The sequence below is a fragment of the Streptomyces griseobrunneus genome (assembly GCF_046713465.1).
Taxonomy (GTDB): Bacteria; Actinomycetota; Actinomycetes; order Streptomycetales; family Streptomycetaceae; genus Streptomyces; species Streptomyces microflavus.
In genome coordinates this window covers 6,746,592-6,764,909 of sequence record NZ_CP177080.1, presented here as the reverse complement: position 1 = coordinate 6,764,909, position 18,318 = coordinate 6,746,592, and the positions used below count along the sequence as shown (strand labels likewise).

The 18,318-nt window shown below is 69.4% G+C and carries 16 protein-coding genes and 6 pseudogenes; 13 read left to right on the top strand and 9 right to left on the bottom strand.

The features are described from left to right. Positions 1–71: 71 nt before the first annotated feature. Together ACK8N7_RS30830 and ACK8N7_RS30825 are read right to left on the bottom strand one after the other, a co-directional pair. Positions 72–647 (bottom strand): histidine phosphatase family protein, encoded by a 576-nt coding sequence (locus tag ACK8N7_RS30830; RefSeq protein ID WP_500445877.1) that lies wholly within the window; start codon positions 645–647, stop codon positions 72–74. Between the two features lie 80 nt (positions 648–727). Beyond that, positions 728–2,197: an aminotransferase-like domain-containing protein gene (locus ACK8N7_RS30825; RefSeq protein WP_500444616.1), complete on the bottom strand. Its 1,470-nt coding sequence runs from the start codon at positions 2,195–2,197 to the stop codon at positions 728–730. On the opposite strand from ACK8N7_RS30825, the gene ACK8N7_RS30820 reads away from it, so the two are divergent. Together ACK8N7_RS30820 and ACK8N7_RS30815 are read left to right on the top strand one after the other, a co-directional pair. Further along, a complete protein-coding gene (locus tag ACK8N7_RS30820) occupies positions 2,196–3,212 on the top strand; it encodes a DMT family transporter (protein ID WP_500444615.1) in 1,017 nt (338 codons plus the stop codon). The genes ACK8N7_RS30825 and ACK8N7_RS30820 overlap by 2 nt on opposite strands. 50 nt (positions 3,213–3,262) lie before the next feature. Next, complete coding sequence (locus ACK8N7_RS30815) at positions 3,263–3,466, top strand: DUF1918 domain-containing protein (protein WP_403212062.1); 204 nt, start codon at positions 3,263–3,265, stop codon at positions 3,464–3,466. A gap of 43 nt (positions 3,467–3,509) precedes the next feature. Here ACK8N7_RS30815 and ACK8N7_RS30810 read toward each other — a convergent pair whose 3' ends face one another. Further along, complete coding sequence (locus ACK8N7_RS30810) at positions 3,510–4,781, bottom strand: glycoside hydrolase family 10-like protein (protein WP_457810829.1); 1,272 nt, start codon at positions 4,779–4,781, stop codon at positions 3,510–3,512. 195 nt (positions 4,782–4,976) lie between these two features. Between ACK8N7_RS30810 and ACK8N7_RS30805 the strand changes: the two genes are divergently transcribed. Next, a complete protein-coding gene (locus tag ACK8N7_RS30805) occupies positions 4,977–5,837 on the top strand; it encodes a 3-hydroxybutyryl-CoA dehydrogenase (RefSeq protein ID WP_015607463.1) in 861 nt (286 codons plus the stop codon). Positions 5,838–6,475: 638 nt separating this feature from the next. Here the strand turns inward: ACK8N7_RS30805 and ACK8N7_RS30800 are convergent. Both ACK8N7_RS30800 and ACK8N7_RS30795 read right to left on the bottom strand, forming a co-directional pair. After that, positions 6,476–6,853: pseudogene (locus ACK8N7_RS30800) on the bottom strand (DUF6236 family protein); the annotation flags it as partial. Positions 6,854–6,911: 58 nt separating this feature from the next. After that, positions 6,912–7,562: pseudogene (locus ACK8N7_RS30795) on the bottom strand (DUF6236 family protein); the annotation flags it as partial. Between the two features lie 552 nt (positions 7,563–8,114). Here ACK8N7_RS30795 and ACK8N7_RS30790 point away from each other — a divergent pair. Then, positions 8,115–9,050 carry a DUF5655 domain-containing protein gene (locus tag ACK8N7_RS30790; protein ID WP_403212060.1) on the top strand — a complete coding sequence of 312 codons (936 nt, stop codon included), beginning with the start codon at positions 8,115–8,117 and terminating at the stop codon, positions 9,048–9,050. Between the two features lie 96 nt (positions 9,051–9,146). Here ACK8N7_RS30790 and ACK8N7_RS30785 read toward each other — a convergent pair. Continuing rightward, positions 9,147–9,401 (bottom strand): annotated as a pseudogene (locus ACK8N7_RS30785) (DNA methyltransferase); the annotation flags it as partial. Between ACK8N7_RS30785 and ACK8N7_RS30780 the strand changes: the two are divergent. The 9 genes and pseudogenes from ACK8N7_RS30780 to ACK8N7_RS30740 all read left to right on the top strand — a co-directional run bounded on the left by ACK8N7_RS30780 (position 9,352) and on the right by ACK8N7_RS30740 (position 16,977). Then, positions 9,352–9,867, top strand: coding sequence for a GAP family protein (locus ACK8N7_RS30780; RefSeq protein ID WP_403212058.1), 516 nt, complete (start codon positions 9,352–9,354; stop codon positions 9,865–9,867). The pseudogene ACK8N7_RS30785 and the gene ACK8N7_RS30780 overlap by 50 nt on opposite strands. Before the next feature lie 466 nt (positions 9,868–10,333). After that, positions 10,334–10,721, top strand: a pseudogene (locus tag ACK8N7_RS30775) (DUF1254 domain-containing protein); the annotation flags it as partial. 141 nt (positions 10,722–10,862) lie between these two features. Continuing rightward, on the top strand, positions 10,863–11,567 hold the full coding sequence (locus ACK8N7_RS30770; RefSeq protein WP_500445875.1) for a DUF1214 domain-containing protein: 705 nt from the start codon (positions 10,863–10,865) through the stop codon (positions 11,565–11,567). A gap of 310 nt (positions 11,568–11,877) precedes the next feature. Next, positions 11,878–13,284: a DUF2252 domain-containing protein gene (locus ACK8N7_RS30765; protein WP_500444614.1), complete on the top strand. Its 1,407-nt coding sequence runs from the start codon at positions 11,878–11,880 to the stop codon at positions 13,282–13,284. A 117-nt stretch (positions 13,285–13,401) separates the two neighbouring features. Next, entirely contained in the window at positions 13,402–13,605 is a 204-nt protein-coding gene (locus tag ACK8N7_RS30760) for a hypothetical protein (RefSeq protein WP_403212052.1), read from the top strand. A gap of 142 nt (positions 13,606–13,747) precedes the next feature. Beyond that, a complete protein-coding gene (locus ACK8N7_RS30755) occupies positions 13,748–15,106 on the top strand; it encodes a hypothetical protein (RefSeq protein ID WP_500444613.1) in 1,359 nt (452 codons plus the stop codon). A gap of 147 nt (positions 15,107–15,253) precedes the next feature. After that, complete coding sequence (locus ACK8N7_RS30750; protein WP_500444612.1) at positions 15,254–15,715, top strand: DUF6325 family protein; 462 nt, start codon at positions 15,254–15,256, stop codon at positions 15,713–15,715. 6 nt (positions 15,716–15,721) lie between these two features. Then, entirely contained in the window at positions 15,722–16,009 is a 288-nt protein-coding gene (locus tag ACK8N7_RS30745) for an SHOCT domain-containing protein (protein ID WP_403212046.1), read from the top strand. A 551-nt stretch (positions 16,010–16,560) separates the two neighbouring features. Next, a complete protein-coding gene (locus ACK8N7_RS30740; protein WP_403212044.1) occupies positions 16,561–16,977 on the top strand; it encodes a DUF7144 family membrane protein in 417 nt (138 codons plus the stop codon). A 104-nt stretch (positions 16,978–17,081) separates the two neighbouring features. Here the strand turns inward: ACK8N7_RS30740 and ACK8N7_RS30735 are convergent. From ACK8N7_RS30735 to ACK8N7_RS30725, 3 genes and pseudogenes are all read right to left on the bottom strand, one after another. After that, a pseudogene (locus ACK8N7_RS30735) lies at positions 17,082–17,644 on the bottom strand (IS5 family transposase); the annotation flags it as partial. 27 nt (positions 17,645–17,671) lie between these two features. Then, positions 17,672–17,926, bottom strand: a pseudogene (locus ACK8N7_RS30730) (transposase); the annotation flags it as partial. Then, entirely contained in the window at positions 17,830–18,231 is a 402-nt protein-coding gene (locus ACK8N7_RS30725) for a transposase (protein WP_500444611.1), read from the bottom strand. The gene ACK8N7_RS30725 and the pseudogene ACK8N7_RS30730, both read right to left, overlap by 97 nt. Positions 18,232–18,318: the final 87 nt, after the last annotated feature.

Below are 18,318 nucleotides of genomic sequence, written 5' to 3'. Positions count from 1 at the left end.
ACGGTCCGGACCGATGACCCAGCAACGTACCGACTGGTCGGACCGGAGGGAAGAGCGGGTTCCTGCCGGGGTCAGCGGATGCCGGACTCCAGGCTCAGGCTCCAGCGGCCGGGCGAGCCGGCGAGCGTGATCGTGGAGAGCGGGCGGACGTCGATGTTCCAGTACGCCGTCGGCGGCACGTTCAGCGCGTAGACCAGGGCCGCGCGGATCACGGCGGGTTCGGCGACCGCGACGATGAAGCCGTCGCAGGCCGGGCGGGTGTCCAGCCAGCCCCCTATCCGCCCGATGAAGCCGAGGAGGGATTCCCCGCCGTGCGGGGCGCTGCCCGGGTCGGCGAGCCAGGTGTCCACGGCGGCCGGTTCCCGGGCGGCGACCTCGGCCAGGGTCATACCGCGCCAGCGGCCCATGTCGCAGTCGCGCAGGGCGGGCTGGGCCATCGGGGCGTAGCCGAGCGCGTCGCCGGTGGCACGGCTGCGCGGGGTGGGCGAGCAGTAACGCAGTTCGGCCGCCCCGAGCGGGACCAGGGTGTGGGCGACGAGCTGCACCTCGTGCCAGCCGGCGTGGTCGAGCGGCCGGTCGTCGTCGAAGCGCTCGGCCAGGCGGGGGGAGGTGCGCGCCGCCGCGACCAGGGTGACCCGATGCGTCATGGCCGGATGCGTCATGGCCGGATCGTGGTGCCGAACGGTTGAACGGTCAAGAGGGCACCGGGGGACGCGGACCCCGCTGGTCAGTTTCCGGCCACACCCGCCAGGCCCAGCCCGCCGTACGCCTTACGGAGGCGGCGGACGCCCTCCGCGATCTCGGCCGCCCCGGAGACCGCGGCGAAGCTCAGCCGTACGTGTCCGGCCGGGGGTTCGGCGCAGAAGTACGGGCTGCCCGGGGCGATGGCGACCGAGGCGCGCAGGGCCGCGGAGGCGACGGCGGACTCGTCGGGGCCCGTTCCCGCGCCGGTCGACGGGATCCGGAGCCAGAGGCTGCCGCCGCCCGCCGGCACGTGGGGCAGGTCGAGCGCGGGCAGCTCGGAGCGGAGGGCGGCGGACATCACCGTACGGCGACTGCGCAGCTCCGCCGCCACCGCGGCCAGGTGGCGGCCCCAGGACGGGGAGCCGACGAGTTCGAGCGCGGCCTCCTGGAGCGGCCTCGGTACGAAGAAGCTGTCGACGACCTGGATGGCGCGGAGGCGTTCGAGGACCGGGCCCCGGGCGGCCAGCGCGCCGACCCGGAGGCTGGGCGAGGTGACCTTGGTGAGCGAGCAGACGTGGACGACCACGCCGTCGGGGTCGTCGGCGGCCAGTGGCGCCGGGAGCGGCCCGGCGTCCTCGTGGACGAGCCGCCGGGCGAAGTCGTCCTCGATGACGAACGCCCCGGCCGCCCGCGCGATCGCCAGGATCTCGGGCCTGCGGGCGGGGGCGAGCGTGACCCCCGTGGGGTTCTGGAAGAGCGGCTGGGTGACGAAGACCCGGGCCCCGGTGGCGCGGAACGCGTCGGCGAGCAGCTCGGGCCGGACCCCGTCTCCGTCCATCGGGACGGGGACCGGGCGCAGCCCCGTGGCACGGGCCACCGCGAGCATCCCGGGGTAGGTGGGCGACTCCACCAGGACCGGGGCGCCGGGCGGGGCGAGGGCGCGCAGCGCGGTGGCCAGTGCGCTCTGGCCGCCCGCGGTGATCAGGATGTCGGAGCCGGAGACGGCCGGCCCGATCTCGCGGGCGAACCAGGACCGCAGTTCAGGCAGCCCGTCCGTGGGCGGGCGGCCCCAGGCACCCGGGCGGCGGCCGGCCCGGGCGAGGGCGGCGGCCAATGCCCGCTCGGGCTGGAGGGAGGCGTGGAGGTAGCCGCCGTTGAACTCGATGGTGCCGGGCGGCGGTGCGGCGAGGGTGGCCAGGACCCCGGAGGCGTCGACCGTACGGGGCACGACCTCGGGTCCGCCGTCGCCGCTCAGCGACACCTCCTGCCAGGAGGTGTCCCCGGGGGCGGGGACCTCGGCTCGGGGCTCGGCCCGGAAGGCGCCGGAGCCGGGGCGGGTGGTGACGAGCCCTTCGGCGGCGAGCTGGGCGATGGCGCGGGAGACGGTGACGGGGCTGACCCGGAACCGCTCGACGAGCGCACGGCTGGACGGCAGCTTCCCACCTGGTGAGTAGCGGTTCAGTTCGGACCGCAGGGAAGTGACCAGTTCGGCAACGCTGCTACGCTCTTGCATGAGAGCACAGGATAGCGCTACCGCAACGGAACCGATAGCGGTCACCATCGGTACGGAGACCTCCCCGACGCCCGGCACCGGCGCGCCGCAGCACACCGTGAAGGCCCCCGCCCGCCGCGGCCCCCTGCTCGCCGCGCTCGGCGTCGTCGCGTTCTCGCTCACCTTCCCCTCCACCGCCTGGGGCCTGGAGAGCTTCGGCCCCTGGTCCCTCGTCGCCCTGCGCTCCACGCTCGCCGCCGTGATCGCGGGCGGCTTCCTGCTGGCGGTCCGGGCGCCGGTGCCCGCGCGCCGCCACTGGGGCGGGCTCGCGGTGGTGGCGGGCGGCGTGGTCGTGGGGTTCCCGCTGCTGACGACCCTGGCCCTGCAGACCTCCACCACCTCGCACGCCGCCGTGGTCGTGGGGCTGCTGCCGCTGACGACGGCGGTGCTGGGGTCGCTGCGTACCGGGGAGCGCCCCTCCCGCGCCTTCTGGGCCGCGGCCCTGGCCGGGGCCGCTGTCGTCATCGGCTTCACCGTGCAGCAGAGCGGTGGCGCCCTGGCCTCGGGTGATCTGTATCTGTTCGGCGCGCTGCTGGTGTGCGCGGCCGGGTACACCGAGGGCGGCCGGCTGGCCCGGGTGATGCCGGGGTGGCAGGTGGTCGGCTGGGCGCTGATCCTGTGCCTGCCGCTCGCGGTGGCGGGCAGCGCGGTGGCCCTGCCGCTCGAACCGGTCCACCTCACCGCGCACGGCGTCCTCGGCCTGGTCTGGGTGGCCGCCGGATCGACCTTCTTCGGGCTCTACGTCTGGTACAGGGGCATGGCCGAGATCGGCGTCCCCCGGGCCAGCCAACTCCAGCTCGCGCAGCCGCTGCTGACGCTGGCATGGTCCTTCCTGCTGCTCGGCGAGGAGGTGCCGGCGGCGGCTCCGCTCGCGGCGGTGGCGGTGCTGGTCTGCATCGCCGCCACCCAGCGGACGGGCCGCCGGGGCCGGGCGGCACAGCGTGCGGCAGGGGAATCCGCGCCCGTACGGTCATAGACTTGGCCGTACGGACAGGCGGACCGCCACCCCTGAGGAGGTCACCCCCGATGGAGGCACACGCGGGCGACCGGCTGCTGATGCACGGCAGGACCGTGGGACAGCACGACCGGGTCGCAGAGATCATCGAAGTACTCGGGGACGGGGGCGCCCCTCCGTACCGGATCCGGCTCCCCGACGGTCACGAACACCTGATGTCCCCCGGCCCCGACAGCGTCGTCCAGCACGTCGAGGCGCCCCGGGACCAGCGGTGACAGGGCCGGGGCCGGAGTCCGAGCGGCTCCGGCCCCACTGCTCTCAGCGCGGCGCGCGCACCCGGTCCTGGTAGTGGTCGGCGACCACCCGGGCCATCGCCCCGATCCGGTCCGCCGCCACGTGCTTGGCGGAGAAGAAGACGTGCCCGCCCACCTCCTCGTGGTCCCGGGCAAGGGTGAGGTGGCGGGAGAGTTCCGCCGGGTCCTGCCACGGGGCCGGCTGGGCCGGGTCGCCGGCCTTGTACAGCGCCTCCCCCACGTACAGACCCACGCCCGTGCCCCGTACGGTCGCGCTCCACCAGGCGAGGACCTTGGCATAGTCGGCGGCGGCGAGGCCGATGTGCCAGTAGATCTGCGGGCAGATGTAGTCGATCCACCCCTCCTTGACCCACTTGCGGGTGTCGGCGTGCAGGTCGTCGTAGGTCTCGACGCCGGCCCGGGTGTCGGAGCCGAGCGGGTCGGTCGAGGCGTTCCGCCAGACGGCGAAGGGGCTGATGCCGAACCGGACGCCCTGCCGGGTCTCCCGGATCCGCTCGCCCATCTCGCGGACCAGCCGGTCGGTGTTGTCGCGGCGCCAGGCGGCCCGGTCCGGGAAGCCGGCCCCGTACCGCTCGTAGGCGGCACCGTCCTGGAACTCCTGGCCCGCCACCGGGTACGGGTAGAAGTAGTCGTCCCAGTGCACCGCGTCGATCTCGTACCGGCGTACGGCGTCCAGCATCGCGTCCTGGACGAAGCGGCGGACCTCCGGCAGCCCGGGGTTGTAGTAGAGCTTCCCGCCGTACGGCAGGACCCACTCCGGATGGAGCCGGGCCGGGTGGGAGGCGGCGAGGCGGGTGGGGTCGGTGTGGTTCGCCACCCGGTACGGGTTGAACCAGGCATGCAGTTCGAGCCCCCGCTCATGCGCCTCGCGGACGGCGGTGGCGAGCGGGTCCCAGCCCGGGTCCTTGCCCTGGACCCCGGTGAGGCAGTCGGCCCACGGTTCGTACGGGGAGGGCCACAGGGCGTCCGCGGTCGGCCGGACCTGGAGCACCACCGCGTTGAGCCGCAGCTCGACCGCCCGGTCCAGATGGGCGATCAGCTCGGCCTCCTGGGCCGCCGCCGTCAGGCCGGTCTTGGAGGGCCAGTCCAGGTTGGCGACCGTGGCGATCCACACCCCGCGCAGCTCGCCCCGCGCGAACCGGTCCTCGCCGTCACCCCCTCCCCGTAGGGCCCGAGCCGGCTGGGAGGCCACCGCGTCACCGCCCGTCGTCATCGCCGCCACCAGCGCGGCCGCACTCGCCACGAGTGATCTCCGGGTCATTCCTGTCCGTCGCATGCGCCACCCTCGTCTCTCACGTCGACCACAACCTGCATTGCCGTACGTAACAGGATGATGCCCGTACGTAGCCGGATGACCCGCAGGTCACCGGGGTGGGCTCGCGGAGTAACGTCGTGGGGTCGAGGCGGGCACCGGAATCACACGGGACCCTGCAATGCGGAGAACATCGAAAGGCACGAGGTGACGGACTCTATGGCCGACATTGCACGCGTCGGGGTGGTGGGCTGTGGCCAGATGGGCGCAGGGATCGCGGAGGTGTGCGCGCGCAGCGGCCTCGAAGTGAAGGTCGCCGAGACCACCGGCGAGGCGCTGGAGATCGGCCGCACCCGGCTGCACAACTCCCTCTCGAAGGCCGCCGAGCGCGGCAAGATCAGCGCGGAGGAGCGGGACGAGACCCTCGGCCGGCTGAGCTTCACCACCGACCTCGGGGAGTTCGCCGACCGCGATCTCGTCATCGAGGCCGTCGTGGAGAACGAGCAGGTCAAGACCGAGATCTTCCAGGTGCTCGACCAGGTGGTGACCCGGCAGGACGCGATCCTGGCCTCCAACACCTCCTCCATCCCGCTGGTGAAGCTGGCCGTGGCGACCTCGCGCCCGGACCGGGTCATCGGCATCCACTTCTTCAACCCGGCCCCGGTCCAGAAGCTGGTCGAGCTGATCCCGGCGCTGACCACGTCGGACGAGACGATCAAGCGCGCCGAGGCCGTGGTGCAGGACGTGCTGGGCAAGCACCCGATCCGCGCCCAGGACCGGTCCGGCTTCGTCGTGAACGCGCTGCTGATCCCCTATCTCCTCTCCGCGATCCGGATGTTCGAGTCGGGCATCGCGAGCCGTGAGGACATCGACAACGGCATGGAGATGGGCTGCGCCCACCCGATGGGCCCGCTGAAGCTCGCGGACCTGATCGGCCTGGACACCGTGGCCTCGGTCGCCGACTCGATGTACGCCGAGTACAAGGAGCCCCTGTACGCCGCTCCCCCGCTGCTCCAGCGCATGGTCGACGCGGGCCGCCTCGGCCGCAAGACGGGGTCGGGCTTCTACCCGTACGCCTGACCACCCGTCCCGGGGCCCGGCGCTCACTCCGCCGGGCCCGCCGGGGCACGTTACGCGAGGTCAGGGCCGCGGGCGGCCCCGTAGAGCCTCGTCTACCACTGCCAACCCGACACCGTACTGGAGCGCTACGGAGCGACGGCGCGGATGCGCGGGCCCGAAGCCCTGGGCCTTTCAGCGCTGTCGCAGCCTTCCGTGCTTGCACTGCGAGAACTCCCTCGGATGTCCCTCCGACAGAGCTGAAAGTCCCTGAAAAGTCCCTGGCGACTCGGACCCCGGACCTACGCATTACGAGACCGTGAGCGATCATGCCGCCTGATGCCGCCTGATGCCGCCGGGTGATGTCGTGCCTGATCAGAGCACATGCGACGGGTTGTCCCCTGCTACCTCGTGATGCACTGTCCAAAGGCATCCGGCCACCGGCTGGCCACCGAGACGGGCTCAGCAGACGACAAGACGCCGTATCGATGGGGTTGTCGGACTCCTACAGACCGCACCGTGGACCCCTCCTCCGGCCAGCCCCGTACCTGCTCGTGCCGCTGCCGGTAGGAGCGGCGGGCGGGACTCTGCGACGTGACGCCCTGCCGACACAGCCACTACCTCACCCAACGCCCTGACCTCTAGGCAGCGCCCATCCGCCGTCACGCCCCGAGCACGCGGGGGGCACGATGGGTGAGGCGGCGCATCACGCTTGTAGGCCGCAGGCCGTTCTCGACCTGGAGGAGGAAGGACACCGGGGAATTGCTGAGGGCCTCGTCGCGCTGCTTGCTGATCTGCCTCTGGTAGCCCACCAGGCCGAAAGCGAGGCCGAGGGCGGAGGCGTAGGGCAGCCCTCCCGCCGCATAGCCGCCCACGGCTCCCAAGACTGCAGGCGCTTCCGTCTGGACGTTGAACACTCCAGTGGCAGCGTCGATCTTGAGACTCTTCATCGCGGCCTTGAGGTCGTTCAGTGGGCGCTCGAAGCGGGTCCGGTGCAACTGTCGCAGGCGGGCGGCGAGAACTTCGCGATCCTCGATCTCCGCGAGGTGCTCCTGTCATCTCACCTGCAACGCTGTCGACCTCATCCATGAAGGTCTCGAACTCGGCCCCGTGTTTCTGCCGGAGTTCGATCACCTTACCGACCGACACATTCGCCAGGTCGGCTGGCAGGACCATCCGGACGGCCAGCTCTCCCAGAACCGCGGACACGGACTGGTCGGCGCGCGATTGCCGGCCCCGCAGCAGAACGGCCCTGACACGTTCGGTGTCCCATTCCTGGCTCGCCCGGTGCGCCGCCATCTGGTCCGTCGTCGGCACCAGGTGGTTACGCCGCGCCAGCTCATCGGTCAGCGCACACTTGTAGACCCACGCCAGCATCGGGTCCATAGAGATCCACGTGCCGGACGGCTCCCGCCCCTCGAATGTGGGGCGGTCCGCGTTGATGGCCAGCCCTTCGGCGATCAGCGCCTCACGCAGGACCGGTGAAACCTCCTGCCAGTACAGATGCGCGATGTACCCACCAGGGCGGCCGTCGGAATGGGGATCTCTACGGGCGTTAGGGACGTAGAGGTTGGTACGCCGCAACGACGGCGGTACGACCGTGCTCTCGCGGATCTGCCATTCGCGGATCTCGTAGTACCGGCGCAACGTCCCGGCGTGTTCGCGGATGGTCTCCAGAAAGGGGGCCTCCACGGCTGCGGGGGCAGCACCGGGCTCAACCGGAACGAAGAAGTCGAGTCCATCGGCCAGGGCCTTGCCTGTCTCTGAATCCCGGACGGGGTAGTCCCGGGGACGACGCGGGCCAACTGCGGCCAGTACAAGGCCGCCACCTTCATCCAGTCATCGTTCTGGACGTGCACGTACGGGTGATACAACCCGGTCTGCCGCATGCTTCCCACTACCCCTAGTCAATTCCAGCCTGACCTCTGTACTGATCATCATCCAGCGGCGCGGGTTGAGGCGGGATGACGCCGCCATCGCATGTATCCGCTGGGCACCCCATTGCGATGTCTTTCGCCGTACACGCTTGCTCTGCACGATTATCCACAGGGCGTCTGCCGAGGGCGGGCATGGAGCTTCCCCAGGACGCCAGTGCTCACCCCTCGTGACGGCTGGCCACCGAAGCCGAGCTTGGCGGGTTCGGGAGGGTAGCCGCTGATGCGACGCCGCGCGCTCGTCACCGTGGGTGATGCTGCGCGAGTGCGGTCCACCGTCCCGAGGCCGTCGGCTCCCTTCCCTCTGGAAAATCCCTCTGCCCGTTTCGATTGCTTCTCTTGTACCGATCACGGGAGGGGGACGGTGATGGCCGAGCTGATGCTGTTCCGGCGAGACGCGGGCGGGCGGGACGTCGAGCTGCCCGGTTCGACGGTGGCGCTGGAGGTCGAACTGCAGCGGCGGGTCGAGGCCGGCCTGGAGGCGATGCTCGGCATCCGGTTCCTGGCGTCGGAGTACCCGACCGGTCCGTGGCACCGGGGCCGGATCGACACCCTCGGGCTGGACGAGAACGGCAGCCCGGTAGTGATCGAGTTCAAAAAGGGCTCCGACAGCGGGGTGCTGTCGCAGGCCGTCTCGTACCTGTCCTGGCTGGAGTCGGCGCACCACGAGTTCGAGGCGCTCGTGCGGAAGGTGCTGGGCGCGGAGGCTGCCGGGTCGATTGACTGGCGTCGACCGCGGATGGTCTGCATCGCGGCTAGCTTCTCCCACCACGACCGTGTGGCCGTGCAGCGGCTGCCCGAGCGGATCGACCTGGTGCGCTACCGGATCTTCGAGGGCGGCCTGCTGAGCTTGCTGCTCGTCGACTCCTCGCCCGGCTTCCCGACCGCCGCTTCGTCCCGGCGAAATCGGGAGCGGGAGACGGCGGTCGACGTCGCGGCGGCGGCCCCGGTGGCTCCTTCGCCGGCGGATGCCAGCCTCGTACCGGAGTGCCTGCGGGACCTGTACGCCGAGATAGACGACGCGCTCACGGCATGGGGCGAGGTCGAGGTGGCGCCGCTGCGCCACTACATCGCCTACCGGCGGCTGGTGAACGTGGCATCGGTGATCTTCCGCCCAAAGCACGAGGCGATCCTGGTCTATCTCAGACTCGACCCGGACACGGTCGAGCTGGAGGAGGGCTTCACCCGGGACATGCGCGGCATCGGGCACCTCGGGACCGGGGACCTGGAGGTACGCCTCGCTTCGGCAGCCGACCTGGAGAAGGCGGCACCGTTGATCCGGCGGGCATTCGAGGCGGCTTGACGCAAACAGAAGGGCGGCTGGAGCATCGGTTACTCGATGCTCCAGCCGCCCTTTGGCGTCTGCGGTCCACGGACCCCGGGCTCTCCGCTCTCATGCTCATGCCTCCGGACCGGCCAGCTCGAAGTCGTCCTTTGTCAGTTCGGCGCGCAGCCGCTCCTCGGCGACGTCGGCGTAGTGCGCGAACAGCTCGACGCCCACGAAGCGGCGTCCCTCGCGCAGGGCCGCGACCCCCGTGGAGCCGCTGCCGGTGAACGGGTCGAGCACGGTGCCGCCCTCGGGACAGACCTGGACGAGCTGCTGCATGACCTCGACCGGCTTCTGGGTGATGTGGACACGGCCCTTGCGGGGCTGGACCCCGGCCCGTCACAGCGTGCCCTCGACCGCCGCGATCACTGCGAAACTCGCCATCGGTCTGGCGCTGGTGCTGTACAGCGCGTACCGGCACCGCCGACCGCCGCGCCCGCATGGCCCGCCACGCTGGACGGCCCGGATCGACAATGCCTCTCCGGTCACGGCAGCCGCTCTGGCATGGCTTCTACAGCCCTGGGCCCTGGTCGGCGCCGGCGCCGCGACCGCCGTCGACGCGGACCTCTCTACCCTCGCCGACTGGCTCGCGCTGACCGGCTACTGCCTGCTGGCCACACTCAGCCTCATCGTCATGGAGATGTACGTGGTCTGGGCGCCCACGATCGCGAACGCACGCTTGAATGCCCTGCGGAGCCGGTTGGAGCGGCGCCAGGAACAGCTGATCGTCACGCTTTCCCTGGTGACCGGCCTGTGGCTGACGGCGCGGAGCATTGCCGAACTGGTCGACTGAGGCAAGAGGCGGCATCACCATCAGCCCGTGCCGCTGATCGCGGTCATCCTGGCGTTGGCGACACCCGAGGGCCGGGCGCGGGGCCGAGGGTGGGCATGTCGCTCTTCCTGGAGGGTCAGGGCGGGCCGACGGCGGCGTCAGGGCAGAACGCGCGTTCCGCCCGATCCGGCGCGGCCGGGCGGTGACGAGGTCGTCGGGCAAGGGGCGGAACCTCATGACTCATACGCTCGTGAGCCCCGTTGACTCGCTGGCGGCGTCACCCGCTAGCCCGGTCTGCGTTGCGGCGCCAGGTGCTAGGCGGGACGGTGGTGCCAACGGCGCCGGCTGCGAGGCCAGGACGAGGACGAGTGGCAGTCTCGGGACGTAATGTCTTCGAGGCGGAGGGCGAGAGCACGTGAGCACACTGTCGAGTGATCTGCGGACGCTGAGCCACGAGGCGTACGTCTACCTGTATCCACTGGTGACCATGGACATCACGCGTTTGCAGATGGTGAACGTCGAGGCGGATGCCAAGCCCGGCTGCGGGCCTTCGAACGAGTTCCACCACATGCGGGAGTTCCCCGACGCGACGTTCCGGTTGGTGGTGCGCCCGAACTTCGACACCCTGTACTCGGCTGCCTGGCTCGACCTGACGGCCGGCCCGGTGGTGCTGCACAGCCCTGACACCGCGGACCGCTACTACATGCTGCCCATGCTGGACATGTGGACCGATGTCTTCGCCAATCCTGGCAAGCGAACTACCGGCACCGACGCGCGTGACTTCGTGGTCGTGGGGCCGGGCTACACCCCCCACGCCGCACGGCCTCCCGGTCATCGCGGCCCCGACCCCGTACGTGTGGGTGATCGGCCGTACCCAGACCAACGGTCCCGGTGACTACGAGGCGGTGCACGCCGTACAGGACGGCTACACCCTCAGCACGGTGAACTCCGCGCCTGCCCACGTGATCGACCCGGACCACGACACCACCACGGAGCCGCTGACCCTGGTCAACAGGATGAACGCGGTGGAGTTCTTCACCCACGCCGCCCGCGCCCTGGCCGTCAACCCGCCGCACCTCACCGACTTCTCCGTCCTCGCTCGGATCGCACACCTGGGCCTCGTGCCCGGCAAGGAGTTCGACGCGGGCCGGTTCGATGCCGCACAGCTCTCCGAGATCGAGGCCGGAGCGAGCACGGCCCGCGAGGCGATCCTTGCGGCACTGCCCACCCTGGGCACCAAGGTCAACGGGTGGACGACGTTCACCGACACCATGGGGGTCTACGGCAACTACTACTTCAAGCGCGCCGTGGTCACCGCGGTCGGGCTCGGCGCCAACCCCGCCGAGGACGCCATCTATCCCGTGCTCATGGCCGACGCCGACGGCGAACCGCTGTCCGGCGAACACGACTACCGCATCCACTTCGATGCGGACCAGCTGCCGCCCGTTCACGCTTTCTGGTCCATCGCGATGTACGACGCGGAGGGCTTTCAGGTCGCCAACGAGCTCAACCGCTTCGCCCTCGGAGACCGCGACCCGCTGACCTACAACGACGACGGCTCCCTCGACATCCTCCTCCAACACCACAACCCCGGACCCGGCGGGGAAACAAACTGGCTCCCCACACCGCCCGGCCCCCTCGGCGTCACGATGCGCCTCTACGCACCCAAGCCCGAGGCCATGGACGGGCGATGGAACCCCCCACCCGTCCGCAAGGCGTAGACCCCACCCGCGGCGAACACCGCGTCCCGGGACAGATCGACGCACCTCCGAACCGCTGATGAGGCTCCCTGAATCTCCCCCACGCTTCAGGTAGTAGCCAGAGTTGCTCACTTTGATTCCCCGCCCATCGTGACTGTCGAGCGTTCGTCCACCGGTGGCGTCCCAGCGCCTACGGCCAGGGCTGTGCCGGGGTGGGTAGCCGGGATGCCCACCAGAGCAGAGTGTGCAACGGTGGAGAGGGTTGCGGATAGCACGGCCCGGAAGAAGCCAGATGCCTCTTGCGGGGCCGCTCCGGCCAGGAGGTGGCGTCATGGCCGACCAATGCAGCTGGAGCTCCCCAGAAGAACGGGCCGCGCGGGGTAGGGCCGCGCGTGCGGATGCGCCGCGTTCCTCTCATGCGGAGTACCAGTCCTCAGCGAAGCGACCGGGCCCTGTAGGCGTCGTCGAAGCGCAGTCGGCCACCCGGGTGCCGGAGCTCGTGCCCATCCGTTATGGCCGGATGACTGAGTCGCCCTTCCGCTTCTACCGGGGCGCCGCCGCCATCATGGCCGGTGATCTGGCCGGCACTCCCCGCTCGGGGATCACCGCGCAGCTGTGCGGGGATGCGCATCTGCTGAACTTCCGGCTGCTCGCGTCGCCTGAGCGGAATTTGGTGTTCGACATCAACGACTTCGACGAGACCCTGCCCGGTCCGTGGGAGTGGGATGTGAAGAGGCTGGCTGCCAGCCTGGTCATCGCCGGACGCGAGAATGGCTATACGGACGTCGAGCGGGCCTCCGTGGTGGGCACCGCCGTGCGGTCGTACCGCGAGCAGATGCGTCGTTTCGCCGGTCTGGGCAACCTCGAAGTCTGGTACACCCGGGCTGACATGACCGTGTTGCAGGCTCTGGCGGAGCAGAGAGTGGGCGCGAAGGCCCGCACGCGTACCCAGAGGGCCATGACGAAGGCACGCAGTCGCGACAGTCTCCAGGCTTTTGAGAAGCTCACGCAGGTGGTCGACGGCCGGCGCAGGATCACCTCTGATCCGCCGCTGATCGTGCCCATCCAGGACCTGCTGCCGGGCGTCGAGCGCGGCGCGGTAGAGGACCAGCTCCGCGATCTGATCGAGCGGTACAGCCATAGTCTGCAGTCCGACCGCCGCCATCTGCTCCGGCAATACCAAATCGTCGACATGGCCCGCAAGGTCGTCGGAGTCGGCAGCGTCGGAACCCGCTGCTGGATCATCCTCCTCCTCGGCAGCGGCGACCAGGACCCGCTGCTGCTGCAGGCCAAGGAAGCTGACCATTCCGTGCTGGCCCCGTACGCAGGAGCGAGCGAATACGACAACCAGGGTGAACGGGTCGTCTCCGGGCAGCGGCTGATGCAGGCCACCAGTGACATCTTCCTCGGCTGGGAACGTGTCACCGGCTTGGACGGACGCCAACGCGACTTCTATGTCCGCCAGTTGCGGGACTGGAAGGGCATCGCCGAACCCCAGCTCATGGTCCCCCGGGACATGAGCGCCTTCGGCGAGCTCTGCGGTGCGACCCTCGCCCGCGCCCATGCCCGTTCCGGAGACCGCATCGCCATTGCCGCCTACCTCGGCGGCGGCGATTCCTTCGATCGTGCGCTCACCGTCTTCGCCGAAAGCTACGCGGACCAGAACGAACGCGACCATCAGGCCCTCGTCGACGCCGTACGGACCGGCCGGGTCACCGCCGAGGCAGTGGCCGCCTGACTCGAAGTGCAACGTAACGTGCCATATCCAGCGGTATTCCACCGCCGGATGTGGCATGTCAACCGTGCGGGCTCACTGACGGGCCATGTGCGTTGCATCTCGTTGTCCGCATCCACGATGAGCTTCGCGGTATCTCTGCCCGGTCTCCGCCAAGCGGCGGAGGGCTGGCGCATCGAGCCCGCAGGCCGCTCGCGCCTCACCTGGACGATGGCCATCAAGGCCCGCCCACTGGTCACCCCGTTGATGTGGATGAGCAACCCGGTCATCAGACTTCTGCAGCGCCGTGCCCTGCGCGCCATCCGTGTCCACGCCGAGACCTGATCCCGTACCTCGGCCCAGGCCGACGCGCCGCGGAAGGGCTGCACACACATCCGCCGTTCACCCTGACGGTCGCCGAGCGCTCGCGCTTGGCCGGCCTCCGGGATCTCATGGCATCCGACTCATAGGTACACGGAGGTCGGGCATGCCGAACGACGGAACAGTAGGCTCCGACGGCGAGCGTGCCGACGCTTCCGGTGTCGGCGGCGAACGCTCCGAAGTGGAGCAGCTACGCTCACGTGTCGCCGCGCTGGAGGTTGACAAATCGGCACGGGCTCCCCGTCGCCGGTGGCGCTCCTTCTTCTCCGCGCTGGTCATCGTCATCGGCTGCATCCTCGCCCCGTTGGCAGCTGTCGCTGCCTGGACGGCGGACGAGATCGGTGACACAGACCGATACGTCGACACGGTCGCCCCGCTCGCTTCCGACCCCGACATCCAGGCGGCCGCCGCTAACCGGGTCACCAACGCGGTGATGGAGCACATCGACCTGCCGACCCTGCTGGAGGGCGTGGCGCCCGCTGACCGGCCGCTCGCCGAGAAGGCCCTAGGTAAACTCGGCGACTCACTGGAGAGCGCTGTCCGCAGCTTCGTCCACGACAAGTCGGAGGAGATTGTCGCCTCCGACAACTTCGAGAGCTTCTGGACCGAGGCCAACCGCCGGATCCACTCAGCCGTCGACAAGGCCCTGACGGGCAGCGGCGGTGGTGCAGTGAAGATCAACAACGACTCGGTATCCGTCGACCTCGGGCCGGTCGTCGCCCAGGTCAAGCAGCGCCTCATCGACGAGGGGATGACGGCGGCCGCAAAGATCCCGGAATTACACACCGACTTCACGGTGCTGCGCGCCGACGACATCGGCAAGGTCAAGACGTACTTCCGGATTCTGCAGATGGCCGGCTTCTGGCTGCCCGTGCTCTCCGTGCTGCTCATCGCCGCCGGGGTCCTGCTGTCCACGCATCGCCGCCGGATTCTGGTGGTCGCCGCGCTCGGATTCGCCTTCGCCCTGCTGCTGCTCGGTGGCGGCCTGACCCTCTTCCGCGTGGCATACCTGAACGCGCTGCCGGACACCGTGTCGCAGCCTGCGGCCGAGTCCGTCTACGACACGCTCACCCACTACATGCGCACCACGGTCCGTATGGCGGTGACGGTCGGCGTGGTGATCGCCCTGGCTGCCTGGCTGAGCGGTCACGGCCGATGGGCGAAGTTCGTACGGCAGTCGTGGCACTCCGGCATCGGCTCCGTCCGCGCCACCGCCGACCGTGCGGGTATGCGCACCGGTCCGGTCGGACCGTTCATCCGGCGCCACCGCAAGTGGATCACCTGGGTCCTGGTGGGTCTGGCCGTACTGACGTCCATTCTGTGGAACTACCCGACGGCCTTGGTCATTGTCGGCATCGCACTGGTCTGGCTCATCGTGATGGCACTGGTGGAGTTCCTCGCGGCGAACCCGGAAAGCGAAAATGCACAGGCGGCAGACGTCCCGCCGGGACAGTTGACCAGCTGAGGACGCCCCGCCCTCAGAAAGTGCGGCGGCATGTCAGGAGTGTTGGAATGGCTGGGAGGGCCGTCCCGTCGCTGGGGCAGAGGCTGGCCCCACTGGCCATCGGCGGCCGAGCCTGGCCCTGACCTCTAGTGCTCGCGAGGAGCGGCCATGAGCGAAAATTTTGCTGAGCTGGACGAGATGGGGCCCGTCGACTACCTGATCCTCGAGTTTCCCGGCAATAAAATGACGGGCGAGGGCTTCCCCATCCTCCTCGACCTCGTCGATCGCGGCATCATCCGCATCCTCGACCTCGTTTTCGTCCGCAAGGACAGCGATGGGTCGGTCACCGCGGCGGAACTGAGAGATATCGGCGGCGACATCGACCTCTCCGTCTTCGAGGGCGCCTCGTCCGGCCTGCTGGACCAGGAGGACATCAACGAGGCAGGTACCGCGTTGGAGCCGGGCAATTCTGCCGGAGTCATCGTGTACGAGAACGTGTGGGCGGCCCCCTTCGCCCAGGCCATGCGGCGCAGCGGTGCGCGACTTGTGGCGAACGGACGCATTCCCGTCCAGGCCCTACTGGCCTCCCTGGAAGCCGCCGAGGCCGCAGACACGCAGACTGGGAGTTGAGTGATCATGCCGGGACTTCTTCGTGGCATCGCACGTACAGCTGCGGTCGCCGGAACGGCCACAGCGGTTTCCAACCGTGTGTCGCGGAGGCAGGCGGGCCGATGGGCGGAGCAGGACGCTCCGCAGCAGGCGCCACAACAGCCCCAGGCGGTCGCTTCAGCCCCGCAGTCCCCACCCGTCGGCGACGACATGGGCAGCACCATCGGCAAGCTCAAAGAGCTGGGTGAGCTGAAGGCCCAAGGGGTGCTGACAGAAGGGGAGTTCGAAGCGCAGAAGCGCAAGATTCTCGGCTGACTCGCACATGGGGTCCGAGGGCGGACGACCATCACGATGACGGTCGCAGGGGTACCTGCCCTCGCGCAGGCTGGCCCGCTGTTGTTGAAGCAGGCACTGTAACTGCGAATGGGGCCATTCACGCTCGCTGAACCCGAGCCCGATCTGCCGGAGGCCGACCCGTAAGAAGTGAAAGGGATCCGAGACGGCCGGACCTGCTAAGCGGACGGCGTAGTCTCCTCGCACTGTTCTCCCGCCGCGCCTCTGCCTCCCGATCATGGATGGCTGGAACTACCTGGTTCGGCTCTACCGGCCACACCAGAATGTTCTTGACGGTTCCTGGGCATCTCCCGCCATCGATGCCAGTCCATGAGCATCACGCCCTGACTCCTTCAACGCCAACGCGGTTGGCTGACGCCTGGGCCGACCGATCCCTGTAGCCGTTCGGTGCTTCGTCGCCGAACGGCTCCAAGATGCGCAGCGAGCCTCGGAGCGCGATGTTGGAAGTGACCCCGATCGACCGAACGGCAGCCCGTCCGGCCCATGCGGACTTCCGACACGAAGGAGCGGTCATGACGACTCAAATGAGCGACACCCGAACGGGCGGCGTGGCGAAGGGTGGCAGCGGCTGGCTGGTGTTCGCCGCAGTCATGATGATCTGCGGCGGCCTGATGGCCGTTTTCACGGGCATCGCCGCCATCGCGAACGACGACGTGTTCGTCTCCACCCGTAACTACGTCTTCCAGTTCGACCTCACCGGATGGGGCTGGATCCATCTGATCCTGGGGGCCGTGATCGTTCTCGCTGGAATGGCCCTGTTTCAGGGCGCCACATGGGCCAGGGTCGTGGGTGTACTGCTGGCCGGCCTCGGCATGATCGCGAACTTCCTGTGGCTGCCGTACGCACCGTTCTGGGCGATCGTGCTGATCGCCATCGACGCCTTCGTCATCTGGGCACTGTGCGCGGCTCCCAGCCCTTCGGAGCGCTAAAGGCCCTACCGCCCCCTCACGTCTCGGGCTCGTCCAGCGGGCCGGGCCTGCGACGCCCAGGAGTCTCAGGTGTGGGTGTGCCCTCGCGCAGGTCAGGGGCCAGGATGGCGCCGACGAGTGCGAGTTCGGGGCACCGAGACCTGCTCCAGTACGCGCTCGAGCTGGGGGCCGTCGCCGTAGTGTCCGGGTGTCAGGACGAAGGCGAGGGGCCGGCATCGTCCGTCGGCGGCGAGGTGAATTATGGTGGTGAATCCGCCGCGGGAGCGTCCCAGACACTCGCCGATCTGACCACCTCCTCCAGCCGGACGACGAGTTTCCGCAGTACCGGATCGACCTGTTTCGTCCCTCGAACATTCCCCCTTTGAGGCGACGTGGCCGGCGGTGCCTTCCTCGCACCGGCGGCATGCTGGTGAGCTCGCACCGCTGTCGAGTCCACCGATACGTCCCAGTCGATTCGGCCCGCAGCGTCCTCGGCAGCCTGAATCCGCGACAGGAGCATCGTCCAAGTTCCGTCAGCTGACCAGCGGCGATGCCGTTTATAGACCGTCTCCCACGGCCCGAACCGCTCCGGCAGATCTCTCCACTGAACGCCCGTCCGGACCCGGTAGAGAACCCCGTTGGGTGATCCCTTGCGCGAGATGACAGGCAGGATCAGGCGCTCGCGCAGCGCGTCCCGGTTCGGGTTGGAGTCGTATCCTTTGTCGCCGAGCAGGGCTTCGGGCCGGCGGCGGGGCCGTCCGGGGCGGCCCGCGACGGACGGGATGCCGTCGACCAGGGCGAGGGTCTGGGTGACGTCGTTGACGTTAGCCGCGGTCGTGATGACCTTGAGCGGGGTGCCACGACCGTCGCAGATCAAGTGGTGTTTGCTGCCCGTCTTCCGCCGGTCGACCGGCGACGGGCCGGTGTCGGCGCCCCCTTTTTCGCCCGGATGTGGGAGCCGTCCACGCACGCCCGTGACCAGTCGAGTTCGTCGGCCGCGTTCATTCCCGCGAGCAGGACTTGGTGCAGTTGGTCGAAGACTCCTGCCTTCTGCCACCGGTCCAGGCGACGCCAGCAGGTCTGGCCGGAGCCGAACCCCAGCTCCAAGGGCAGGAGTTGCCAGGCTATGTCGTTGTGGAGAACGAACAGGACGCCTTGGAGGCAGAGCCGGTCCGACACCGGCCGCGGCCCTGGTGACCGCTCAGGCCACGGCGGCAGCAATGGCTCGATCAGCGCCCACAAGTCGTCGTCCACGATCCACGGCCGAGTACTCACACCGTCACGAACGGCCGAATCCTCACACCGGTCACGGCCAACCAGCACGTTTCACCAAGATCGTGTTACGAGCTCGTAGGCAGGCTT

Excerpts from the sequence above, each read along its gene's own strand:
- ACK8N7_RS30830 (WP_500445877.1), bottom strand. The coding sequence starts at position 647 with ATGACGCATCGGGTCACCCTGGTCGCGGCGGCGCGCACCTCCCCCCGC.
- ACK8N7_RS30820 (WP_500444615.1), top strand. The coding sequence starts at position 2,196 with ATGAGAGCACAGGATAGCGCTACCGCAACGGAACCGATAGCGGTCACC.
- ACK8N7_RS30825 (WP_500444616.1), bottom strand. The coding sequence starts at position 2,197 with ATGCAAGAGCGTAGCAGCGTTGCCGAACTGGTCACTTCCCTGCGGTCC.
- ACK8N7_RS30815 (WP_403212062.1), top strand. The coding sequence starts at position 3,263 with ATGGAGGCACACGCGGGCGACCGGCTGCTGATGCACGGCAGGACCGTG.
- ACK8N7_RS30810 (WP_457810829.1), bottom strand. The coding sequence starts at position 4,781 with ATGCGACGGACAGGAATGACCCGGAGATCACTCGTGGCGAGTGCGGCC.
- ACK8N7_RS30805 (WP_015607463.1), top strand. The coding sequence starts at position 4,977 with ATGGCCGACATTGCACGCGTCGGGGTGGTGGGCTGTGGCCAGATGGGC.
- ACK8N7_RS30790 (WP_403212060.1), top strand. The coding sequence starts at position 8,115 with ATGGCCGAGCTGATGCTGTTCCGGCGAGACGCGGGCGGGCGGGACGTC.
- ACK8N7_RS30780 (WP_403212058.1), top strand. The coding sequence starts at position 9,352 with ATGACCTCGACCGGCTTCTGGGTGATGTGGACACGGCCCTTGCGGGGC.
- ACK8N7_RS30770 (WP_500445875.1), top strand. The coding sequence starts at position 10,863 with ATGAACGCGGTGGAGTTCTTCACCCACGCCGCCCGCGCCCTGGCCGTC.
- ACK8N7_RS30765 (WP_500444614.1), top strand. The coding sequence starts at position 11,878 with ATGGCCGACCAATGCAGCTGGAGCTCCCCAGAAGAACGGGCCGCGCGG.
- ACK8N7_RS30760 (WP_403212052.1), top strand. The coding sequence starts at position 13,402 with ATGAGCTTCGCGGTATCTCTGCCCGGTCTCCGCCAAGCGGCGGAGGGC.
- ACK8N7_RS30755 (WP_500444613.1), top strand. The coding sequence starts at position 13,748 with ATGCCGAACGACGGAACAGTAGGCTCCGACGGCGAGCGTGCCGACGCT.
- ACK8N7_RS30750 (WP_500444612.1), top strand. The coding sequence starts at position 15,254 with ATGAGCGAAAATTTTGCTGAGCTGGACGAGATGGGGCCCGTCGACTAC.
- ACK8N7_RS30745 (WP_403212046.1), top strand. The coding sequence starts at position 15,722 with ATGCCGGGACTTCTTCGTGGCATCGCACGTACAGCTGCGGTCGCCGGA.
- ACK8N7_RS30740 (WP_403212044.1), top strand. The coding sequence starts at position 16,561 with ATGACGACTCAAATGAGCGACACCCGAACGGGCGGCGTGGCGAAGGGT.